The organism is Paraburkholderia sp. RL17-383-BIF-A (genome assembly GCF_046028015.1).
Taxonomy (GTDB): domain Bacteria; phylum Pseudomonadota; class Gammaproteobacteria; order Burkholderiales; family Burkholderiaceae; genus Paraburkholderia.
On the sequence record NZ_JARESR010000006.1, the window covers coordinates 184386 to 207659 of the forward strand.

Consider the following 23274-nt stretch of genomic DNA (forward strand, 5'->3'; position numbering starts at 1 on the left):
ACAGGATAGGCGAGCAAGAACTATGCGCGTCCGGAAACACAGCACGCATGCCCGACTGTCACACTCAGATAAGACGATTGTGCGCCAGCGCGGGCGCGAACGCGACGATTCGCACTTCGCTGGTGCGGCCCGCGCCCCGTTGCGGGTCGGCGGCGGAGCGCGCGGCCGAGTCGATACGCATCAGGTTCGTTCGGAAGGATCGGTCTTTTTCGCGGGCGTGCGGATGTCCGGCGACAGTTGCGCAAAGATCCACGACGAGCCTGCCGTGATGATGCCGACACACAGGAACGTCGCGTGAAACGCGGGCAGCGAATTGGCTGCCGTCACACGCGGCAACAGGCCCGTAAACGTGGCGAGCAGGGCGCCGGCCACGGTCACGCCCAGACTCATCGACAGCATCTGGACCAGTGAAAAGAGGCTGTTGCCGCTGCTCGCGCCGCCGGTGCCCAGGTCCTTGAGCGTCAACGTGTTCATTGCGGTGAACTGGATCGAGTTGACGCCGCCGAAGAATGCCAGTTGCACGAGCCGCAGCCACAGCGGCTGGTTCGCGGAGGTGAGCGCGAAGCTTGCCATCGTCAAGCCGACTAGAACTGTGTTGATAATCAGCACGCGCCGGTAGCTGTACTTGATGATCAACGTGGTCACGAGACGTTTGGATGCCATGCCCGCGGCCGCCACCGGCAGCATCATCATGCCGGCTTCGAAGGCGCTATAGCCGAGACTCACCTGCAATAGCAGAGGAATCAGATAGGGCATCGCGCCGCTGCCGATTCGCGCGAACAGATTGCCGAGCAGGCCGACGCTGAACGTGTGGATCTTGAAGAGGTCGAGCGAGAAAATCGGCGAAGGCTCGCGCACCGCATGCAAGCCGTAGGCGACAAAGCAGGCGAGGCTCAGGATCAGCAGCACCAGCACCGTGGCGTGCTGAATGCCGAATTCGGTACGGCCGTCGAGTGCGAACGAAATCGCCACCATGGCCACGATCAGCAACAAGTAGCCTTTCATGTCGAACTTGCCGACATGCTCGTTGCGGCTGTCCGGCATGAAGATGAACGTAGCGATGCAACCGACGATGCCCACCGGCACGTTGATCAGAAAGATCCAGTGCCAGGATGCGATCTTCACGAGCCAGCCGCCGAGCGTGGGGCCGATTAGCGGTCCGATGAGGCCCGGAATCGCCACGAATGAAAGCGCCGGCAAATAGCGCTCAGCCGGAAAGGTGCGCAACACCGCGAGGCGACCGACCGGCAATAGCATCGCACCGCCCACCCCTTGCATGATGCGGAAGGCCACGAGTTGATTCAGCGTGTGCGCGTTCGCGCACAACAACGAAGCGATCGCGAACACGAGGATCGCGCTGAAAAACACGCGGCGCGTGCCGAATTTGTCGGCGAGCCAGCCGGATACCGGGATCATCACGGCCATGGTCAGCGAATAGGCGATCACCACCGATTGCATGCGCAGCGGCAACTCGCCGAGGCTCGTCGCCATCGCCGGGAGCGCGGTGTTGACGATGGTCGAGTCGAGCGTCTGCATGAAGAAGCCGGTGGCGACGACCCACAGCATCACGGTGAGCGAGCGGGGCGAAGGCGCGCTGGGCGTAGTGGGCGCGAGGGCGGGCGGAGTCGGCGTGGACATGGAGGGCGGCTGGGCGCGCAGGACGGGCTGGGACTCGCTATTCTAGGGAAAAGCGCCGCGCGGCGCAGGGCGGGGAAGTCGCAGCGAGTCGGAAACGCGGCGATTGGTCACCCTGGCGCCTCGGTTCAGCGTCTCACTCCGAGCCCTCACTGTGCGGCTTCACCCCAAAACCTCACCCCGAAGCCGGCAACGCCACCGCAGCACGAAAGAACGCTTGCGCACGTGGGTCGTTACCAAACGCGATATGAATCCTGGTCCACGGACTGACCTCCATATTCGGCCGGAAGTAGTTGCCCGGCACCACGGTCACGCCCAGCGGCGCACCGCACTCCACCAACCTTTCCGCATTGGCCACGTGCGGCACGCGAGCCCACACGAATTTGCCGCCCACAGGTTTGTCGAAAATGTCCCAGCCGACGTCTTCGAGCGTCTGAATCGTCGAGCCGAGCGCGTCGCGCATGCGCCGTCGCAGGCGTTCCAGATACTTGCGATAGGCGCCGCGTTCCAGCATCGACACGGCGACCGCTTCGGCAAAACGCGAGCCGCCGATGCTCGTCAGCATCTTGATATCGACCAGATCCTTGATGATCGCGTGGCTCGCCACCACACAACCGATCCTCAGCGACGACGACAGCGTCTTCGACAGGCCGCCCAGATAGATCACGTGTTCGAGCTGATCGAGCGTGGCCAGGCGGTCGGTGAGGTCGGTCTGAAAATCGGCGTAAATATCGTCTTCGATAATCGAGAACCTGTGCTCGCGCGCGAGCTGCAATAGCCGGAAAGCCACCTGCGGCGCGACCGTCGTGCCGGTCGGATTGTGGAACACGGTGTTGATGAACAGCAGCTTCGGCCGGTGCGACTTCAATTGCTCCTGCATCACGTCCAGGTCGGGACCGTTACGCGTGCGTGGAATTCCGATCAGCTTCACGCCATGCAGCTTCAGCAGTCCGTAGAGGTTGTAGTAGCCGGGGTCTTCGACAAAGATCGTGTCGCCTGGCTTGAGCATGTAGCGCATCAGCAGATCGAATGCCTGGCTTGCGCCGTTGGTGATCAGGATCTGCGACGCGTCCGCCTGAATCCCCAACTGGCCGATGCGGCTTTGCAGGTGCTCGCGCAAAGTCAGGTTGCCGAGCGGGGTGGCGTAATCGACCATGCTCGCCGGGTCGGTGCGCGAGACGTGGCGGATCGCCTGCGCGATCCCATCCATGTCGCGCCACGCCTCGGGGATGAAGCCGCTACCCAGCTTGAGCGTTTCGCCGGGGTGGTTGAACTGCTGCAGGAGATGATCCGATTCGTCTTCGGCGCGGCGCGGATCCGTCGTGCCCTGGCAATGCGTGCTCGCCGGCTGACGGTCGGAGACGTAAAAGCCCGAGCCGTGGCGCGAGTCGATATAGCCGAGCGACACCAGCCGGTCGTAAGCCTCGATCACCGGAAAGCGGCTCACGCCGTAGTCGGTGGCGAACTGGCGAATCGACGGCAGCTTCGAACCTGGGTGGGCGGTACGCGAGCGGATCCACGCCGTGACGCCCGCGACGATCTGCTCGGTCAGCGGCACGCCGTTGTCCCGATCAAGCTGGATTTCGAGTTTCATGCGGATCTCTTCCTTCGCCGGACAGCGGGGCGGGTGCGCACGGGCTTTCCACTCGCGAACGACACGCGGTTCACGCCAACTGTCCGGTTTTTTGACTGAACAGTTCCGACCAAAGTGTTCGGAACTGTGCATGGGTATTCGATCATCGCACGTCAATAATCGGTACAACAGAAAAGCTCTTTGAAGGAGAAAAGCGATGCGTGAAGTCCGGATTTTCGAATTGGAACATGGCGAGCCCGCGTCGGCCTGGCGTGTCGCGCGTCCGTCGATCTTCAAGGTGATCTCGGGCGAGATCTGGCTGACCGTCGAGGGTGACAGCGAGGATCACTGGCTTGCCGCCGGCGAGTCGATCGAGTTGCCGCGCCGGGTGGTGGCGTGGATCAGCGCGGGGCAGACCGGCGCGCGCTTTGCGCTGGCAAGCGGTTCCGAGCGTCCCGCCAACAGGCCGGCTTCGGGGTTTCCGGTGCTGAGCTGGCTGCCGCGCTGGCTGGGCACGGCCTGACGATTCGTCGAGTATCAGCACCGGGGGCGCTGCGCCTCAATTCGGCCCAGCAGCCTCGTATTCCCCGATGTAGCGCGCCCGCGGCCGGATCAACCGGCCGTCGCGCGCCTGTTCCATGGCGTGGGCAATCCAGCCGACGGTCCGGCCTACCGCGAACAGCGTGAAGGCGCTGCCGGCCGGCAACGCCAGCACCCGCTCGATGGCGGCGAGCGCGAAGTCCAGAGTCGGCTCCGCGCCGGTCGTGTCGCGCACCGCGCGAGCCAATCCGAGCACATCCGCTAACGGCGAACGAGCCGGCGCGCAGTCGGCGAGCATGCCGAGCAGCAGCCGCGCACGAGGGTCGCCCTCCGGATAAAGCGGATGACCAAAGCCCGACAGGATTGGCCCATGCACGCCGTTTTCATGACGCGCGAGCCGGTTCGCCAGATAACGGTCGAGATCGGGCGCGCGCGACGCCTCTTCGAGTAACGCGGCGATGCGCACCGTTTCGCCACCATGACGCGGACCCGACAAAGCGGCGAGGCCGCCCGCCACCGCGCCGAACAGATGCGCTCCTGTCGACGTGATACAGCGCACCGTGAAAGTCGACGCATTCAACTCGTGATCCGCGCACGCTACCAGCGCCGCGCGCAGCAGGTTGGCCTGCTGGCGGTTACGCACCTGCCACGTTGAAGCCAGTTGCCGGTGCAGCGGCTCGTTCGACGGCGTCGCCGAGATCATCGCGGCAGCCAGCAGACGCGTGACGGCGCAAGCCGTATCGAGTTGCGCGTCACGCCCGAGCGCCCACACCCGCGGCATTTGCGCCGCCGCGGCCGGCAACAGCACGAGCGCGCGATCGAGCGGCGTGCTGTCGCTCCACAGCTTGAGCCACGCGGCCCACTGCGCGGTCGCGAACGGCACGGCCGGCGCATCGGCGATCCGCTTCACGCTGCATTCCCACAGCAGCGCGGCGACGTCCTCCAGCGACGCGCTTCGCGCCAGTTCCATGGCGTCGTGCCCGCGATATAGCAGACGGCCCTCGGCGACCAGCGTGATCGACGATTCGAGCACCGGCACGCCCCAATCCAGCACCTTCTGCGCGACCTTGCCCGCGCGCTTGCCGTCTTCCTTGCGACGCGCGAGGCGGCGCACTTCGCCGGCGTCGTAGAGACGATGCTTGCCTTGCGCATCCGGCGACGAATTCAGCATGCCCCGGCTCACATAGGCGTAGAGCGTCGGCAAGCTGATGCCGAGCGCGGCGGCGGCTTCAGCGGCGGTGAGGGAATTCGAGGTCGGCATGGGAAACGACGGAAACCGAAGAAATCAATATATATTGATTATCATAATCAAGATTGATTGCAACGTCGCGGACTTCTAGACTCGGCTCACTTCCTCCCGCTCCGTGATGAAACGCCATGACGCCCGAACTTGCTCTCAAACATATCTGGACGCTTGCCGGATGCGACCCGACTGCGCTGAGGTCGGTCACGCTGACCGGCGCCGATCCTGGTTTGCCATCGGTCTACCGGGTCGGCAGCCTGGCCTCGGCGAGCATCGCCGCGACCGGACTGGCGGCCGCGGAATATCACCGTCTGCGCACGGGCCGGCGGCAACACGTGACGGTGGAGATGCGACGTGCGTTGGCATCGTTTCGCAGCGAACGTTATTTGCGAATCAACGACGGGCCGCCGCCTGCCCTGCGCGATCCGGTCATGGGTTTCTACGAGACACGCGACGGCCGCTGGATTCAGCTGCATACGAACTTCCCGCATCACTTGCAGGGTGTATTGACGGTGCTCGGCTGCGCGAACGATCGGGATGCGGTGGCCTCGGCGATTCGCGGTTGGGACGGCGCGACGCTCGACCAGACGCTCGCCGACGCGGGCCTATGCGCCGCATTGATTCGCACGCCGCAAGAGTGGGCCGCGCTCGATCAGGCGAAAGCGATTGCGAGCTTGCCGCTTTTCGAGATCGAGCGCATCGGCGACGCGCCGGTCGAGCCGCCGCGTCAGCGCGGCGCGGACCGGCCGCTGGCGGGCGTGCGCGTGCTGGATCTGTCGCGCATCATTGCTGGGCCTGTCGCCGGCCGCGCGCTCGCGCAGCATGGCGCGGACGTGTTGATGATCAACGGGCCGCATCTGCCGAATATCGCGCCGCTGGTGATCGACAACGGACGCGGCAAGCGTTCGGCGCTCGTCGATCTGCGCGAGCCGGCGGGGCGCGAGGCGTTGCGGGCTCTCGCCGGCGACGCCGATGTATTTCTCCAGGCATATCGCCCGGGGGCGCTGGCCGCGCGCGGTTTCGGTGCCGAGGAGATGGCGCGTGTGCGGCCAGGGATCGTCTACGTTTCGGTGTCGGCCTACGGTCACGAGGGGCCTTGGGCACAGCGGCGCGGGTTCGACAGTCTGGTCCAGTCGGCGAGCGGAATTGCCTTTACCGAGCGGCAGGCGGCAGGGTGGAACGAGCCTAAGCATCTGCCGTGTCAGGCGCTGGATCATGCGACCGGGTATCTGGCTGCCTTCGGTGCGAAGGCCGCGTTGGCGCGGCGGGCTACTGAAGGGGGAAGCTGGCATGTGCGCGTCTCGCTCGCACAAACAGGCCGGTGGTTGCAGTCGTTCGGGCAGATGCCCGAGGGTTGGAAAGCGCCCGACGTCGCGCTCGAAGATGTGCGCGATTGTCTCGCAACCGTGGAGTCGGAGTTTGGAAGTGTGCTGGGCGTGCAGCCGGCCGAAGTGCTGGATGAGACGCCTGCGTATTTTGCGCTGCCGCCGACCCGAGTGGGCGCACATGAGGCAGCGTGGGTGTGAGAGCTAAAGTGCTTGCGAGGGCGTGAACGGAAACTGCGCGGAAACTGTGCGGGAACTGCCCGGCAAACAACCCGCCCACGGCACAAAGACTCGAAAACCTACTTCCTTAATTCCGCCACGAAGTCGTAGTAATCGTTGCGGCAGTAAGTGTCGGTCAACTCGATAGCCCGTTGGTCGGCGGTGTAGCCCACGCGCGTGATCAGCAGCAGCGCCTCGTTCGGGGCGATGCTCATCTGCTGCGCGATTTCCTCGCTCGCGTTCACCGCGCGAAAATGCTGGAGCGCGCGGACAATCGACAGACCGCGATTCTCGAGGTACGTGTAAAGCGAATCGCCGATTGCTTGAGGATCGGGGATCACCGCGGCGGGGAACGTGGAATTTTCCACCGCCATCACGATGCCGTCGGCCAGTCGCAAGCGCCGCAGGCGCGTGACCGCCGCGGCCGGCGACAAGCCGAGCTGAATCACCTCGTCGCGGTTCGCCGGCAGGATTTCGCGCGACAGCCACTTCGAACTCGGTGTAAAACCCCGCCGCCGCAGCATTTCGCTGAAGCTCGACAGACGCGACAGCGGATCTTCATAGCGCGGCGTGATGAAACTGCCTGCGCCCTGCGTGCGCCGAATCAGACCCTGCTCGACCAGCAAGGCAATGGCCTTGCGTGAAGTGATCCGCGATACGCCCAGCGCCTCCGAGAGCACGCGTTCCGAGGGCAGCGCCTCGCCGGCGTTCCAGCGGTTCTCGTGGATGGCGGCGCCGAGCTTGCGAGCAAGTTGCAGGTATAGCGGCGTGTCGTTTTCCGGGTCCGGGCGCAGGTCGCGCCAGCGGTCTTCCGAGGCAGAGGTCATGGAGCTCACGCAAGAAGGGCAAGGGGCAATTCTATGACATCGGCGCGCTGCGTTATAGCGGGCTTTTGCCTGGTGCCCGATCCAATGCCCATCGAACCGCTAAACTCGTCGCTATGTTGTTCGTGGCATGCGCCGCGCATTCACCTGCGCCGCGGCATTGCCGACCATTGAGCCACTTCGAGGAGTCAGCATGACGAGCGATATCGCAAGCGTGAGCCTGCCCGACGGCGAACGCATTCCGAAACTGGGGCAGGGCACCTGGGAGATGGGGGAAATACCGGCGCGGCGGGCCGCTGAAATCGACGCGCTGCGTTGCGGCGTCGAACTCGGCATGACGTTGATCGACACGGCGGAAATGTACGGCGATGGCGCGACCGAATCGCTGCTGGGCGCCGCGCTGAACGGGTTGCGCGACAAGGTGTTTCTGGTCAGCAAGGTGTATCCGCATAACGCCAGCCGGCGCGGCGTGATCGCGGCCTGCGAGCAGAGCCTCAAGCGTTTGAAGACGGAGCAGCTCGATCTGTATCTGCTGCACTGGCGCGGCTCGGTGCCGCTCGCGGAAACGGTCGAGGGATTCGAGGCGTTGCGGCGGGCGGGCAAGATTCGCCATTGGGGCGTCAGCAACTTCGACACCGAGGACATGGAAGAACTCGCCGACACGCCGGGCGGCGATGCTTGCGCGACCAATCAGATTCTCTACAACGTGGCGCGGCGCGGGCCGGAATTCGATCTGCTGCCGTGGCTCGCCGCGCGCAAGATGCCGGCCATGGCGTACAGCCCGATCGATCACGCCCGCTTGCCGAAACGCTCACCGCTTGACGATATTGCCGACGCGCGCGGCGTCTCCGTGTTCCAGGTGGCACTCGCATGGGTGTTGCTCAAGCCCGGCGTGTTCGCGATTCCGAAGTCGGGACGAGTCGAGCATGTGCGCGACAACCACCGCGCGTCACAACTGCAACTCGGCGCCGACGAACTTGCTGCTATTGACGCTTACTTCAAGCCACCACGCGGCAAGCGTCCGTTAGAAATGCTGTAGGCGCGGCGATCGTCTGGTGCGGAAAAGGCCGCTGCAGGCGTGTCATCGATTCGGATTGACATGCAACGGCCCCGCTGCGCGCGAGCGATCAATTGCAGCTGTGGTGCATGTGCACGGAACCCAGCACCGCGACTTCGGCGGGGGTGTGCTTGAGTGAATCTTCGTTGACCTGGGCGGCGTCCGCGACGAATTCGTCGACGATCGACGACACCTGCGTATTGCGCAGACACAGCGAGACGCGCTGCGTTTCATTGGCCGGCAGGGCGGCGCGCTGACCGAGGAACAGCACGCCGTACTGATAGCCGTGGATGATGCCGCGAATTGCGCCGACGCATTGGCCTTGCGCGACGTTGTCGTTTTTCTGCTTGCAGGTCTGCGCGAGCGAATAGGCGGAGAAAGTGGGATCGACTGGTGGTGCGGCTTGTGACAGCGTCGGCGACAGTGGCTGTGCGGCTTGTGCCCCTTGCGCTGTTTGTGCCGTCTGTGCCGTCTGCGCGGGAGTTTTTTGCGCCGGCGTTTGCGCATGAGCGAGCGATGCGAGGCCGAGCGCGGCGGCCATCAACAGGCCGGAGGCCGCGTGTGCCGCGCAGGGTAGGGTATTTCGTTGCATGTTGTGGTGCCCTCATATCGAACGTTGAATCTGATATGAGGCGATCGCCCCGGTTTGGTTCCGGTCTCGTGCGTTTGCGCGCCCGATTGTTCAAGTAATGGCCGCGCCACGGGCGCGCTCGTTGAGCAGGTACTGGATGGGTGCGATGCGCACGAGCGAAAAACAGGCGAAAACGTTTCGGCGATGAAATATGCGGCCGCGAGGCCGCATCATGTGGCGCTATTCGTTGCGCCCGGCATTCTCGGGCGCGTTTTCCGAGCCGTTGCCCGGGATCTTCCTGGCGAGGTCCGCCTCATCGCGAGAAACGGCTTGCAGCGCACGCAATTCATCGACAGGAATGTGGCAGCGGATTCGATGCGCGGACGGCCCTGTGGTGTTGCCCACAGCGGCGTCGAGGAAAGACGGATCCTGCTGTTCGCAGATCGCGCCTAGCTTACGCGGGCAGCGTGTGTGGAACACGCAACCCGACGGCGGCGATGCCGCGCTCGGCAGCTCGCCAAAGAGCCGGATGCGGGTTGTGCCGCCGTGGCCATCGAGCGTCGGTACCGAAGACAGCAACGCTTCGGTATAAGGATGATGCGGTCCGCCAAACACCTCCGCAGCCGGTCCGATTTCCAGCAGCCTGCCCAGATACAGCACGGCGATGCGATCCGACAGATAGCGCACCACATGCAGATCGTGCGAGATGAAAACGTAACTCACGCCGCGTTCGCGTTGCAGATCGGCGAGCAGGTTCAGAATCGCGGCCTGCACGGAGACGTCGAGTGCGGAAGTCGGTTCGTCGCAAACCACCACGCGCGGCTCGCCTGCAAACGCGCGAGCTATCGCCACGCGCTGCTTGAGTCCGCCGGACAGTTGCCGCGTGCGCGAGCCGAGATAGCGCTGCGGCAATCGCACGGCCGCCGCCAGCGAGGCGAGCCGTTCATCGATTGCCGGCCCGCGCAGCGTAGTGAGGCGCGACAGCGCGCGGCCAATCAGCCGTTTCACCGAATGCGCGCGATTGAGCGCCGAGTCCGGATTCTGGAATACGATCTGCAGCGACTTGACCTGAGCGTCGTTGCGCCGTGTCACGCGCGCGGCGAGCGGCGCACCGTCGAGTTCGAGCACGCTGCCCGGATCCGGGGTGAGCAGGCCGAGCATCAGCTTGGCAAGCGTCGTCTTGCCGCTACCCGATTCGCCGACGAGGCCGAGCGTTTCGCCGCTGGCGAGATCGATCGAAACATTGTCGACGGCGCGCAGCGGAGTGCCGGACACATGGAACGTCTTCGAGAGGTTTTGCGCGCGCAGCACGATAGCCGGACGCTTGCCGTCGAACGGCGCGCCGTCGTGCTCGGGCAGCGTTTGCGCGCTCGCACGCGGCAATTCGATCGCGCGTTCGTGGTAATGGCAGCGCGACATCTGATCGCCGTGCGCGGCGCCAACGCGATGCGGCGGCGGCGCCTCGCGGCGGCAGCGGTCGTCGGCAAGGCGGCAGCGGTCCGCGTAAATGCAGCCCTGCGTTACCGAACCCGGCAACGGCAGGCTGCCGGCAATCGTGTCGAGCCGCTCGCTATCTTTGCTGCGTCCGGCCGTGGGCAGACAACGCAACAGTCCGACCGTATAGGGATGGCGCGGCCGCGTGAAGACATCTTGCGTCGCGCCTTCTTCGACCAGCTTGCCCGCGTAAAGCACGCCGACGCGTTCGCACATGCGCCCGATCACCGCGAGGTTGTGGCTGATGAAGAGCACGGCCGTGCCGAGTTCCGCGCGCAACTGCGCAACGAGGTCGAGCACTTCGGCTTCGACAGTAGCGTCGAGCCCGGTAGTCGGTTCATCGAGAATCAGCAGCGCGGGGTTCGAGGCGAGCGCCATGGCGATCACCACACGCTGTTGCATGCCCCCCGACAATTGATGAGGATAGCTGTCCATCACGCGCTCGGGCGCGGCGATGCGCACCCGTCGCAGCATGTCAAGCGTGCGCCGCAACGCTTCGTCGCGCGCGACGCCGGCGGCTTCGAACGCCTCGGAGACTTGCCGCGCGACCGTCAGCGACGGATTCAGCGCGCGCCCCGGGTCCTGATAGACCATCGAAATCGCTTTGGCCCGCATGTTGCGTAGCGCGTCGGCGTCGAGCTTCTGCACGTCCTCGCCGGCAATGATGATCTTGCCGGCCTTCACTTTGCCGTTGCGCGGCAGATAGCGCAGCGTCGCCATCGCGACGGTCGACTTGCCGCAACCCGACTCGCCGACGAGACCATACGCTTCGCCGCGCCGCACGCGAAACGAAATGTCCTGCAGCACCTCGCGATCGCGTCCGCGCATGCGGTACGTGACCGTCAGTCCGATGACGGTCAGCGCATCCGTGCGATCGCTCTTCGAAACGTCGAAGGCGGGGAACGAGGAGGGCGGCGGGCCGTTCATTGGTCGAGCACGCCTTGCACGCTGTCGGCGATCAGATTCACGCCGACCACCAGGCTCGCAATCGCGCCGGCCGCGAACACCACGGTCCACCACGCGCCGCCCGCCATTAGCGTGTACGACTCGGACAGCGCGAGACCCCAGTCGGCCGACGGCGGCTGAATGCCGAAGCCGAGAAACGACAGCGTGGCGACCGCGAAGATCGCGTAACCGAGGCGCACCGTCGCTTCGACGATGATGGGCGGCAGCACGTTCGGCAGAATCTCGGCGAACATGATGTAGGGGGCGCGCTCGCCGCGCAGTTGCGCCGCCGCGACGTAGTCGAGATGCCGTTCGGCGAACACGGCGGCGCGCACGGTGCGCGCGGTGATCGGCGTGAAGGTGATGCCGATCACGAGGATGACCGTGAAGTTCGACGCGCCGACCGCGGCCAGCGCGAGCAGCGCGACGATCACGAGCGGCAGCGCGAGCACGGCGTCGATCGCGCGTCCGACCACGTTGTCGACCCAGCCTTCAAAGTAGCCGACGATCAATCCCAGCGCCGTGCCCGCCACCGTGCCGAGCAGCGTGGCGAGCGGCGCAATGGTGAGGATGTCGCGCGCACCCACGATCACGCGCGAGAACACGTCGCGGCCGAGTTGATCGGTGCCGAACCAGTGCGTGCTGTCAGGCGGCGTCAGCGAATTGAGCGGGTCGGACGCGTAAGGGTCGATGCGCACGATCCATTGCCCGGCGATGGCGCAAACGATCCACCAAGCGACGATGACCACGCCCACCACGAACGTGGGCGAGCGCAGCAGCACACGCAACTGGTCGAAGCGCGGCTCGGCAGCCGGGCCTGGAGTTGGGCTTGGACTCGGGCCTGGACTCGGGCCCGGAGTCGGCGGCGCGGCCGGCGGAACGATGGCGCTCATTCGGCGCTCCTCACCCGCAGCCGCGGATTGAGCAGGACATGCAGCGCATCCGCGACGAGATTGGCAGCGGTATAGACCACGCCGATTGTCAGTACGCCTGCTTCGAGCATCGGAAAGTCCTTGGCCTTGGCGGCGTTGTAGATCAGCGAGCCGATGCCCTGATAGTGGAACAGCGTCTCGACCACCACGAGGCCGCCGATCATATAACCGAGTTGCGTGGCGGCGACCGTGATGGTGGGCAGCAACGCGTTGCGCAACACATGCCGCCAGATCACGATATGACGCGGCAGGCCTTTGAGAATCGCGGTGCGTGTGTAGTCGGCATCGAGTGCCTCGACGGTGCCGGCGCGCGCCATTCTCGCTATGTAGCCGAAGAACACGAGTACGAGCGGCAACACCGGCAGTACCAGATGACGCAACTGTTCGAGTGCGCTCGCTTCGGGCGGATACGACGCTTCGATCGGCAGCCAGCGCAGCCACACGCCGAACACCAGGATCAACACGATCGACGACACGAATTCCGGCACCACCGTCGCCGACAGTCCCGCGATGCTGATCGTGCGATCGAGCCAGCGTCCCGCGTGCATAGCCGACCACACGCCGCCCGCGATGCCGAGCGGCACGACCACGATGAACGCGAGCAAACCGAGCTTGGCGGAATGCGCGAGCGCGTCGGCGATAAACGGTCCGACCGGCTCGCGATACGCATACGAGAGGCCCATATCGCCACGCACGAAATGCGAAATCCACTCGACGTATTGCGTCATTAGCGGACGGTCCGCGCCGAGTTGATGATTGAGCGCGGCGACCGCGCGCGCATCGGCGAGCGGGCCGAGCACCGCGCGGCCGATGTCGCCGGGCAGCAGTTGTCCACCCGCGAAGACGATCACCGACAGCAGCCATAGCGTGATCAACGACAAGCCGACACGCGTCGCCAGAAACCGCACGACACGGCCCGCGTTGCCGCTCGACGCAGGCGGTGCGGAAGGGGTCACCGTGGTCGACATCGTGCTCTCCTGCCGAATGCGCGCTGGCGCTTCACCATTACGCGCTCAACACCGCGCGGTCGAAATAGAGCTGCGCGAGCGCGGTGAAGCGCACGCCGTTCACGCCCTTGCGCATGGCGATCAGTTGATCGTAGAAGAATGGAATGATGATGGGCGTTTCATCGAGCAGCAGTGTCTGGATCTGCCCGGAGATTTTCTTCTGCGAGCCGAGATCGACGGCGGCGACGAATTGCGCGACCAGTTGATCGTATTGCGGATTCTTGAAGTGCGCCGCGTTCCACGTGCCGGTGCTGGTGAGCGGCGCATTCAGGAAAACGTTCGGCACGCCGCGATGACCGTAGTCGGTAATGCCGAGCGGCGAATCGAGCCAATCCGATTTGCCCGGCGTGCCCGCGCCGTAATACAGCGACTGGCTTTCGACCTTCAGATTGATACGTACACCAATGGCTTTCGCCGCGTTCTGCACGACCACCGCGAGATCGGGAATCTCCATGTATTTTTCGGTGGTCAGCGTCACGTCGAAGCCGTTCGGCACACCGGCTTGTGCAAGCAATTGCTTCGCCTTCGCGACGTCGATTTTGCGTTGCGGAACACCTGCATCCGACGAAGGAAACACCGGCGCAAACGGACTGTCGTTGCCAAGTTGCGCGCGACCTTTGAAGAGGCCTCGCACCAGCACGTCGCGATCGAGCGACAACGCCAGCGCCTGGCGCACGCGCTTGTCCTTGAACAGCGGATTATCGTTGCGCATGTGAATCTGCCGGTGCGCGCTCGACTTCACGCCCACGGCCTTGTAATCCGGATTGTTCAGAATGCCGGCGCCGCCCTGCACGGTGAAGGTGCCCATCACGTCGGCCTGATGGCCTTGCAGTGCGAGCAGTTGAGCCTGTTCGTCGGCGTAGAAGGAGAACTGTACGCGTTGCGGTAACGCTTTGTCGCCCCAGTAATCGGGATTGCGCACGAACGACGCACCGACCTTCGCCTGATACTTTTCAAGCTTGAACGGACCCGTGCCGATGAAGCTCTTTTCATAGCCCCCCGCGTAGTTCGCAGGCAGAATCACGGCGTTGTAATTGTCCGAGGAAACGTAATACGGGAAGTTGCCGTTCGGCGCATCCAGATGAAACGCGACCGTGTGGTCGTCGACCACTTTGGCGCCGCCTTTGGACAGCACGCCCTTGAGTACGGAAAGCGCCGCCGAGCCGCTCGCCGGATCGGCGAGACGGTCGAACGTGGCGACCACGTCTTTGGCGGTGAACGTTTGGCCGTCGTGGAACTTGACGTTCGGACGCAGCTTGAAGGTCCACACGTCGCCCTTGTCGTTCGGTTTCCACGACAGCGCGAGTGCCGGTTTCAGCACGAGCTTTTCGCCGTCGTCGTCGATCAGGAATTCGCCGGTCTGATTCAGCAGCGCAAGACTGGCGGCGTCCGTCACGGTGAGCGGATCGACCGCGCCGGCAGGCGTCAGGTGCGCGACACGAATGGTCTGATTCGACGCGGCCGCGGTGCCTTGCGCACGCGCTTGCGGCGCATTCAGCACGCCGCCGCCGGCCAGCGACAAACCGATCACGCTGGCATAGCGCAGCAGATCGCGCCGCGTAACGCGGCCGGCGAGGAATTCGTCGATGGCGTGGTTGCCGTAGGCGTCGGCGGTGAGGCGGGCTGCGTCGAGTGCGGGAAGTCGGTTCGCGGGAGTCTTCATCGATGGAGTGTCCAGTCCGTTCTGTTGCCGGTTCTGAAGGGCCGCGCCGATGCGCGACACGGTGAAGCTATTGCAATGACGAAAGCGGCAATGCGAAGCGGTCTCAGTGTAAGCGATTGCTCATGGATTCGGCGCGCTTGCGGCGCCGCGAGGTTCACGATTCGCGGATAAAAGGGCCGCTGTGTATCGTCATCACAACGCTCGACGCTCCTGTGGCGCGAGGCATGCACAGTTCCCATGCGGCGAGCGGATGATGTACTCGCCGCCGCAGCAACGCGATGGCCGATGCCACGATGGAAACGTTACCGATCGCGGTACGTAAAAGCTGTTGGATTTACCGCGCGAGCGCGCCCGGACGCCGCCAGCGATGGAACAGCACCGAGCCGATCCAGCACGCCATGAACACGGCGACGATGCCGTAACCCAGCATGCCGAAGCGTTCGTTCACGCTGGCGATCGCATCCCACAAGCCGCCGTTCAGACCGAGCTTGTCCGACAGCAGACCCAACGCTTCGACGCCGCCGATCACGATCGCCACCACCGCCGACACGAACGTGATGCTCGCGTTGTAGTAGAGCTTGCGTTTCGGGTCGTCCATGGCCCAGCCGTAGGCGTGGACCATCAGCACGTTATCGGTCGAATCCACCAGCGTCATGCCTGCGGTGAAGAGGGCGGGAAACACCAGAATCGAATAAAGCGGCAGACCTTTACCCGCTTCCGATGCAGCGATCGCCAGCAAGCCGATTTCGGTTGCGGTATCAAAGCCGAGGCCGAACAGCACGCCAACAGGGTACATGTGCCAGCTTTTCGTCACGAGCCTGAAGAGCGGGCGCAACGCGCGCGACAGCAGACCCGCCGGCGCAATCGAATCCGCCGTTTGAGCAGGCAATTCGCCGCTCTGTTGGACGAGCCGATAGCGGCGCCAGACATCACGCAAAATCACGAGATTGACGGCGGCCAGCACCAGCAGGAAGCTCGCGGAGACGAGCGTGCCGATCGTGCCGCCTACTGCCTTGAATGACTCGAAACGGCCGTGCAGCGAATGCGCGGTCCACGCTATGCCGATCGTCGCCACGATCACGATCGTCGAATGCCCCAGCGAAAACGACAGCCCGACGCCGAGCGGCCGCTTGCCGGCCTGCATGAGCTTGCGCGTAACGGCGTCGATTGCCGCGATGTGGTCGGCGTCGACCGCATGGCGCAGGCCGAAGCCATAGGCGAGCAGCGCCGTGCCGAGCAATAGCGGGTAATGGCGAAACGCGATCAGCGCCCACGCCCATGCGCCGAGATTGGCGGCGATCAGCACGGCGTATAGCGTGAAAAGGCGAGGGCGCAGCGAAGCGGTCGGCGTCATGAGTCGCGTGGGCAGGAGTTAATGATCGTGCGGATGCTTGTGAATCGGATCGACCCAGAACACGGTCTCGGGCTGTTCCACCGCGTCGATGTTCAGGTTGACCACCACCGCTTCGTTATCGCTGCGCACCAGCACGCATTCGAGCGGGTCGTCGGTACTCGCGTTGATCTCCTGATGCGGCACATACGGCGGCACGAAGATGAAATCGCCGGGACCGGCTTCAGCGGTGAACTCCAGATGCTCGCCCCAACGCATGCGCGCCTGGCCGCGCACCACGTAGATCACGCTTTCGAGCGCGCCATGATGATGCGCGCCGGTCTTCGCATTCGGATGGATCGTCACGGTGCCGGCCCAGATCTTCTGCGCGCCGACGCGCGCGGCATTGATCGCCGCCGCGCGATTCATGCCCGGCGTTTGCGCCGTGTTGGTATCGAGCTGATCGCCCTTGATGACCTTCACGCCGTGCTCGCGCCAATCGACCGGGCCGGCCGGTGGTGCAGCGTTGTAATGCGGATGTTCGTGATCCTGACTCATGATGTGTCTCCTCGTGAGCGTATGTCCCGGCGTTCGGCACGGCGCCATCCGGCATTTTTGCACGTTCAAAAACGTGCGTGTGAAGAAGCCCTGTGTGCGGTGCAGCGGACGAAAAAAAGCCCGTCCACAGGGGACGGGCTTTTAGCCGTTGGCGTGCGACGCCTTCGCGGTAGAGAGCTTACTTGTGCTTCGCGTTGATCACGGCTTCAGCGACGTTGTTCGGCGTTTCCGCATAGTGCTTGAACTCCATCGTGTAAGTCGCGCGGCCTTGCGTCGCGGAGCGCAGCGACGTGGAGTAACCGAACATCTCCGCGAGCGGCACTTCGGCGCGCACCAGCTTGCCGCCGCCGCCGGCGATGTCTTCCATGCCTTGCACCATGCCGCGACGGCTCGACAGATCGCCCATTACGTTGCCCATGAAGTCTTCAGGCGTTTCCACTTCAACGGCCATCATCGGTTCGAGCAGCACGGGCTTGGCCTTGCGCATCGCTTCCTTGAAGGCCATCGAGCCGGCCATGCGGAACGCGTTTTCGTTCGAGTCCACGTCGTGGTACGAACCGAAGGTCAGTGTCACCTTCACGTCGACCACCGGATAGCCCGCCAGCACGCCGGCCTTCAGCGTTTCCTGAATGCCCTTGTCCACGGCCGGAATGAATTCGCGCGGAATCACGCCGCCCTTGATGGCGTCGACGAATTCGTAGCCCTTGCCTTGCGCCGCCGGCTCCAACGTAATCACCGCGTGGCCGTATTGACCGCGGCCGCCCGACTGTTTGACGAACTTGCCTTCGACATCTTCGGCTTTGTTGCGCACCGTCTCGCGATACGCGACCTGCGGCTTGCCGACGGTGGCCTCCACGCCGAATTCGCGCTTCATCCGGTCGACCAGAATTTCCAGGTGCAACTCACCCATGCCCGAGATGATCGTCTGGCCGGATTCTTCGTCTGTCTGCACGCGGAACGACGGGTCTTCCTGAGCAAGACGGTTCAGCGCGATGCCCATCTTTTCCTGGTCGACCTTGGTCTTCGGCTCGACGGCCTGCGAGATCACCGGCTCCGGGAAGATCATCTTTTCGAGGATGATCACGTTGTTCGGATCGCACAGCGTGTCGCCCGTGGTCGCTTCCTTCAGGCCGACGGCCGCGGCGATGTCGCCCGCGTAGACTTCCTTGATTTCCTTGCGCTCGTTGGCGTGCATCTGCAGGATCCGGCCAAGGCGTTCCTTCTTTTCCTTGATCGCGTTGTAGACCGTGTCGCCCGAATTCACCACGCCCGAATAGACGCGGAAGAAAATCAGCTGGCCGACGAACGGGTCGGTCATGATCTTGAAGGCGAGCGCCGAGAACGGATCGGTGTCGTTCGGATGACGCTCGATCTCGTTGTCATGTTCGTCGTGCCCGGTGATCGCGGGCACGTCCACCGGTGAGGGCAGATAGTCGATCACCGCGTCGAGCATGGCCTGCACGCCCTTGTTCTTGAACGCGCTGCCGCACAGCATCGGCACGATTTCGTTGGCGATGGTGCGCGCGCGGATCGCCTGCTTGATTTCCTCTTCGGTCAGCGTTTCGCCGCCGAGGTATTTGTCGAGCAGTTCCTCATTCGCTTCGGCCGCGGCCTCGACCATCTTGTCGTGCCATTCCTTCGCGGTCGCCGCGAGTTCCGGCGGGATATCGCGATACTCGAACTTGATGCCCTGGTTTTCTTCGTCCCAGAAGATCGCCTTCATCTTGACCAGATCGACCACGCCCTGGAAATGTTCTTCCGCGCCGATCGGAATCTGGATGGGCACCGCGACGCCCTTCAGGCGGTCGCCGATCTGCCGCTGCACGCGGAAGAAGTCCGCACCCACGCGGTCCATCTTGTTGACGAACGCAATGCGCGGCACCTTGTACTTGTTCGCCTGACGCCACACGGTTTCCGACTGCGGTTGCACGCCGCCGACAGAGTCGTACACCATGCACGCGCCGTCGAGCACGCGCATGGAGCGCTCCACTTCGATCGTGAAGTCGACGTGTCCCGGGGTGTCGATGATGTTGATCCGGTGTTCCGGATAGTTGCCGGCCATGCCCTTCCAGAAAGCGGTGGTGGCCGCCGACGTGATGGTGATGCCGCGCTCCTGCTCCTGTTCCATCCAGTCCATCGTTGCCGCACCGTCGTGAACCTCGCCGATCTTGTGGGTCACGCCGGTGTAGAACAGGATGCGTTCAGTGGTGGTGGTTTTGCCGGCATCGATGTGAGCGCTGATGCCGATATTCCGGTAGCGCTCGATGGGAGTCTTGCGGGGCACGTGAACCTCCTTGGAATGGCGCGCCTGAAACGCTTGCCCGGCAGCAGTCTGTGCTGTCCGGGGAGCCTTGGATGCTGCTTTACTAAGATTACTAGGATAGCGCGTCGGCCCGTCTTTTGCAGGAATCTCGCCGCTCGGGCGCGAACGCCCGCTGGCAAGGCTTCGGGCTGCCTGATCCCGGCGCGGCGGTGCGACGCGAGACGGCGCCATGCGGGGCGATACGGCCAAGCGACGCGATTCGGCGAGACGACGCAATATGGCAAGGCCCCGTTGCCGCGGCGCGGCAACAAAAAAGCCGGCGCCTCATGACAAGGCACCGGCTTCCGGAAAGCGGTATGACGAAACGGCAGCGGCAACGCTCGCGAACAATCGCGCGCTGCCGGCGCGTCTTATTGCGCGGCGGGCAGGCCCTGGATTTTCATCCCCGGTTTGATGCCCTTCGACGTGAACCAGCCTTTGCTCATCTCCAACGCATACACGCCGTTGTTCTTCGGGCAGTGATTGTTGGTGGTCTCGGCCTGCATCTCGTCGATATCGGTGACCGTGCCGTCGGCGCGCATGAACGCAATCGACAGCGGGATCAACGTGTTCTTCATCCAGAAGCAGTGCACGGCGTTTTCGTTGAAGACGAACAGCATGCCTTCGTTCGGCGCGAGGCTCGTGCGATACATGAGGCCTTGCTCGCGGTCAGCGTCGTTCGCGGCGACAGCGGCGTCGATCACGAACATGCCCGCGGTCAGCTTCGCGCGGGGAAATTCGCTCGGCTGTTTCGCGCCGGCCGGCATTTGCTGCGCGTGAGCAGGCGCGGCAGTGGTCGCAACCAATGTGAGCGAGGCGGACAACGCGGCGAGCGGCAGTGCAACGGCAACAGCGAAACGCGCAATCAACGAGCGCATGGGAAATCGCACGGCATGACTCCTTGCTGGAAATTAACCCGCGAATGTTACGCGAGCGCGTCAAAAACAAAAAGGCAGATCGCCTTGCGGTGATCTGCCTTTCAACGCCGTAAGAACGGCAATGAAGCTAGTTCTTGACTGCGTTTTTACAACAAACTTACTCCGAAGCGCCCGAAGCTGCAGCTGCTGCTGCTGCCTTCTTGTGCGACTTCTTGTGAGCGTGCTTCGTGGTCTTCTTTGCCGACGAAGCTGCTGCTGCCGGAGCTGCCGAAGCTGCTGCCGGTGCCGAAGCTTGTGCGAATGCTGCCGTTGCGAAGAGACCAGCGACCAGAGCGGCGATCAGTTTGTTCATTTTGTGAATCCTCAGCTTTAGTTAATTAACCAAATGACCCGGTTATATATGGAGTCATGTCGGTAAACGTGCCATCCACCTTTCGGTTGACAGCCGTATCGAACAAATTTTCGACACGTCTGCGTTAGCGCTCAGACTCCCAGCACTTACCGCAAGAGCGGCTTGCACAAAGGCCCTTAAGGCTGAATGCCGGATAGCTTCGGGCGGCATCTGCGTCGAATAACGCCTGAGCTCGCGCACCGGTTGACGCAAATTTCGTGGAAAACTTATATGCCGATGGATTGATTCAAATCACGTGCGGCAGCGTTGCCGCATTCGCGATTGTTTCACGCTTTTTTTGCGGTGGTTTCACGCGTTATTTTGTTTGCGGATACAACGAGTTAGCGGTTTCAAGCTGAAGGTGAAGCGCAGCGTGAAACGAGAGTGTGGCGCATTGTCGAGCAGCACCCGGCCATGCGCGTGCGCATGATCACGCCATGCCTTCCCACGGCGCCTTCAGCGGCAATTCGACGCTTTCGCCCGGTTGCAGTCCGAGCGAAAACACGTCGAGCGCGCCAATGCCCACGCGCACGAGGCGCAAGGTCGGGAACCCCACGGCGGCAGTCATGCGACGCACCTGGCGATTCTTGCCTTCGGTGATCGACAGTTCGATCCATGTGGTCGGTATCGCGGCGCGATAACGAATCGGCGGCGTGCGCGTCCAGAGCTTGTCAGTCGGCTCCACGTATTCGGCACGACAGGGCCGCGTGACGTAATCGCCGAGATCGACGCCGCCTGCGAGCTTCTTGAGCGTGGCGGCATCGACCGCGCCTTCCACTTGCGCCCAATAACGTTTGACGAGTTTGTGACGCGGTTCCGCGATGCGCGCTTGCAAAGCGCCGTCGTCGGTGAGAAGCAGCAGACCCTCGCTATCGGAGTCGAGCCGGCCCGCCGGATAGACGTTGGGCGCCTTGATCCAGTCGGCCAGCGACGCGCGCGTTTCGTGCGGCGAAAACTGACAAATCGTGCCGAACGGTTTGTTCAGGGCGAGAAGGCGCATAGTGATGAAATAAGAGGTACGAGACGCCGGGGCGGCGGGCGAGGCCGCTGCGCCTCGAGCGGTGCCGGACCGATAGTAAATGGCGGGATAATAAAGCATAATGCCCCGTGACACGGTCCTTGTCTTATATAAGACATAAGACTCGCAGCTCGCCGGCCCGCGTTCGTGCATGTTGGAAAACCCCGAGCCGTTGCGGGCTCGGCGCGGCGGTTGCGTGGGCTAGAATAGCGGCCAGGCCGCTTGCCGGCGTGCGGCATTGCGCGTAGCGAGGAGCGCCCCGTTTTCGCAGTCTCCCATCAGCTTTCAGCACAGCCTTCACTGGAGTCCGATCATGTCGTATCAGCACATCAAGGTTCCGACCGGTGGTGACAAGATCACCGTCAATCCCGATTTCTCGCTCAACGTGTCGGACCAGCCCATCATTCCGTACATTGAAGGCGACGGTACCGGCCTCGACATCACGCCGGTCATGCTCAAAGTCGTGGACGCCGCGGTGGAAAAAGCATACGCAGGCAAGCGAAAGATCCACTGGATGGAAATCTACGCCGGCGAGAAGTCGACCAAGGTGTACGGTCCGGACGTGTGGCTGCCCGAAGAGACGCTACAGGTGCTCAAGGAATACGTCGTTTCGATCAAGGGCCCGCTCACCACGCCGGTGGGCGGTGGCATCCGCTCGCTGAACGTCGCGCTGCGCCAGGAACTGGACCTGTACGTGTGCTTGCGGCCGGTGCAGTATTTCAAGGGCGTGCCTTCGCCGGTGCGTGAGCCGGAGAAGACCAACATGGTGATCTTCCGCGAGAACTCGGAAGACATCTACGCGGGTATCGAGTGGCCGGCTGAATCCGAACAGGCGAAGAAGGTCATCAAGTTCCTGCGCGAAGAAATGGGCGTGAAGAAGATCCGCTTCCCGGAAACGTCGGGGATCGGCATCAAGCCGGTGTCGCGTGAAGGTACGGAGCGTCTGGTGCGCAAGGCGATCCAGTACGCGATCGATAACGATCGCCGCTCGGTCACGCTGGTGCACAAGGGCAACATCATGAAGTTCACCGAAGGCGCGTTCCGCGACTACGGTTATGCGCTGGCGCAAAAAGAGTTTGCAGCGGAACTGATCGACGGCGGCCCGTGGATGAAGATCAAGAATCCGAAGACGGGTGGCGACATCGTTCTGAAGGACGTGATCGCCGACGCGTTCCTGCAGCAGATCCTGCTGCGTCCGGCTGAGTACGACGTGATCGCCACGCTGAACCTGAATGGCGACTATGTGTCGGATGCGCTGGCCGCGCAGGTCGGCGGTATCGGTATCGCGCCTGGGGCGAACATGTCCGATTCGGTCGCGATGTTCGAAGCCACGCACGGCACCGCGCCGAAATACGCCGGCAAGGACTACGTGAACCCAGGCTCGGAAATTCTCTCGGCGGAAATGATGCTGCGCCATCTCGGCTGGACCGAGGCGGCGGATCTGATCATCAAGTCGATGGAAAAATCGATTCTGCAAAAACGCGTCACATACGACTTCGCGCGCTTGATGGAAGGCGCCACGCAGGTGTCGTGTTCCGGCTTTGGTCAGGTGCTGATCGAGAATCTGTAAGCGGTTCGCGTTAGCCTGACCCGGTTCTAACTTCCAACCCCGGCGCCGCAAGGCGGCCGGGGTTGTTTGTTTTTGGCTCGCGCAGGGTTGCGCGCGTGAGCGTTTGCGATGCCGCATTGGTCCGGCGCGAGGCGCCTCAGTCGACAGCAGACCGAACGATTACCCGATATATGGGACGTGCGTGCGCCGAGCTCAACCC

At 63.4% G+C, this 23274-nt stretch carries 19 protein-coding genes; 4 read left to right on the forward strand and 15 right to left on the reverse strand.

Annotated features, from left to right (window positions below):
* Positions 1-180: 180 nt before the first annotated feature.
* Positions 181-1638 carry a multidrug transporter subunit MdtD gene (mdtD, locus tag P0D71_RS09735; protein WP_408479820.1) on the reverse strand — a complete coding sequence of 486 codons (1458 nt, stop codon included), beginning with the start codon at positions 1636-1638 and terminating at the stop codon, positions 181-183.
* A gap of 172 nt (positions 1639-1810) precedes the next feature.
* A complete protein-coding gene (locus P0D71_RS09740) occupies positions 1811-3229 on the reverse strand; it encodes an aminotransferase-like domain-containing protein (RefSeq protein WP_408479821.1) in 1419 nt (472 codons plus the stop codon).
* A 196-nt stretch (positions 3230-3425) separates the two neighbouring features.
* Between P0D71_RS09740 and P0D71_RS09745 the strand changes: the two genes are divergently transcribed.
* Complete coding sequence (locus P0D71_RS09745; protein WP_408296119.1) at positions 3426-3731, forward strand: DUF2917 domain-containing protein; 306 nt, start codon at positions 3426-3428, stop codon at positions 3729-3731.
* A 36-nt stretch (positions 3732-3767) separates the two neighbouring features.
* On the opposite strand, the gene P0D71_RS09750 is transcribed toward P0D71_RS09745, so the two are convergent.
* A complete protein-coding gene (locus P0D71_RS09750; RefSeq protein ID WP_408479822.1) occupies positions 3768-5009 on the reverse strand; it encodes a citrate/2-methylcitrate synthase in 1242 nt (413 codons plus the stop codon).
* Positions 5010-5125: 116 nt separating this feature from the next.
* On the opposite strand from P0D71_RS09750, the gene P0D71_RS09755 reads away from it, so the two are divergent.
* Positions 5126-6517: a CoA transferase gene (locus P0D71_RS09755; protein WP_408479823.1), complete on the forward strand. Its 1392-nt coding sequence runs from the start codon at positions 5126-5128 to the stop codon at positions 6515-6517.
* A gap of 98 nt (positions 6518-6615) precedes the next feature.
* Here the strand turns inward: P0D71_RS09755 and P0D71_RS09760 are convergent, their stop codons facing one another.
* Complete coding sequence (locus P0D71_RS09760) at positions 6616-7362, reverse strand: GntR family transcriptional regulator (protein WP_091799633.1); 747 nt, start codon at positions 7360-7362, stop codon at positions 6616-6618.
* Between the two features lie 190 nt (positions 7363-7552).
* On the opposite strand from P0D71_RS09760, the gene P0D71_RS09765 reads away from it, so the two are divergent.
* Entirely contained in the window at positions 7553-8398 is an 846-nt protein-coding gene (locus tag P0D71_RS09765) for an aldo/keto reductase (RefSeq protein WP_408479824.1), read from the forward strand.
* Positions 8399-8486: 88 nt separating this feature from the next.
* Here the strand turns inward: P0D71_RS09765 and P0D71_RS09770 are convergent, their stop codons facing one another.
* The 11 genes from P0D71_RS09770 to P0D71_RS09820 form a co-directional block, all read right to left on the reverse strand.
* Positions 8487-9008, reverse strand: coding sequence for a hypothetical protein (locus P0D71_RS09770; protein ID WP_408479825.1), 522 nt, complete (start codon positions 9006-9008; stop codon positions 8487-8489).
* 219 nt (positions 9009-9227) lie between these two features.
* Complete coding sequence (locus P0D71_RS09775) at positions 9228-11408, reverse strand: ABC transporter ATP-binding protein (protein ID WP_408479826.1); 2181 nt, start codon at positions 11406-11408, stop codon at positions 9228-9230.
* Positions 11405-12319, reverse strand: coding sequence for an ABC transporter permease (locus tag P0D71_RS09780; RefSeq protein WP_408479827.1), 915 nt, complete (start codon positions 12317-12319; stop codon positions 11405-11407). The genes P0D71_RS09775 and P0D71_RS09780 overlap by 4 nt, the downstream gene beginning before the upstream one ends.
* Positions 12316-13326, reverse strand: a complete 1011-nt coding sequence (locus tag P0D71_RS09785) for an ABC transporter permease (RefSeq protein WP_408296140.1) — start codon at positions 13324-13326, stop codon at positions 12316-12318. Before P0D71_RS09785 ends, P0D71_RS09780 begins: the two co-directional genes overlap by 4 nt.
* 37 nt (positions 13327-13363) lie before the next feature.
* A complete protein-coding gene (locus P0D71_RS09790) occupies positions 13364-15028 on the reverse strand; it encodes an ABC transporter substrate-binding protein (protein ID WP_408479828.1) in 1665 nt (554 codons plus the stop codon).
* 334 nt (positions 15029-15362) lie between these two features.
* A complete protein-coding gene (locus P0D71_RS09795) occupies positions 15363-16382 on the reverse strand; it encodes a HoxN/HupN/NixA family nickel/cobalt transporter (protein ID WP_408479829.1) in 1020 nt (339 codons plus the stop codon).
* A gap of 18 nt (positions 16383-16400) precedes the next feature.
* Positions 16401-16916, reverse strand: a complete 516-nt coding sequence (locus tag P0D71_RS09800; protein ID WP_408296149.1) for a cupin domain-containing protein — start codon at positions 16914-16916, stop codon at positions 16401-16403.
* Between the two features lie 178 nt (positions 16917-17094).
* A complete protein-coding gene (gene fusA / locus P0D71_RS09805) occupies positions 17095-19200 on the reverse strand; it encodes an elongation factor G (protein WP_091799660.1) in 2106 nt (701 codons plus the stop codon).
* A 389-nt stretch (positions 19201-19589) separates the two neighbouring features.
* Positions 19590-20108, reverse strand: coding sequence for a DUF192 domain-containing protein (locus tag P0D71_RS09810; protein WP_091799663.1), 519 nt, complete (start codon positions 20106-20108; stop codon positions 19590-19592).
* Positions 20109-20253: 145 nt separating this feature from the next.
* A complete protein-coding gene (locus P0D71_RS09815; RefSeq protein ID WP_011489640.1) occupies positions 20254-20448 on the reverse strand; it encodes a hypothetical protein in 195 nt (64 codons plus the stop codon).
* Between the two features lie 469 nt (positions 20449-20917).
* A complete protein-coding gene (locus P0D71_RS09820; protein WP_408479830.1) occupies positions 20918-21487 on the reverse strand; it encodes a pseudouridine synthase in 570 nt (189 codons plus the stop codon).
* A 331-nt stretch (positions 21488-21818) separates the two neighbouring features.
* Between P0D71_RS09820 and icd the strand changes: the two genes are divergently transcribed.
* Entirely contained in the window at positions 21819-23075 is a 1257-nt protein-coding gene (icd, locus tag P0D71_RS09825) for an NADP-dependent isocitrate dehydrogenase (RefSeq protein WP_091799670.1), read from the forward strand.
* The last annotated feature ends 199 nt before the right edge of the window (positions 23076-23274 follow it).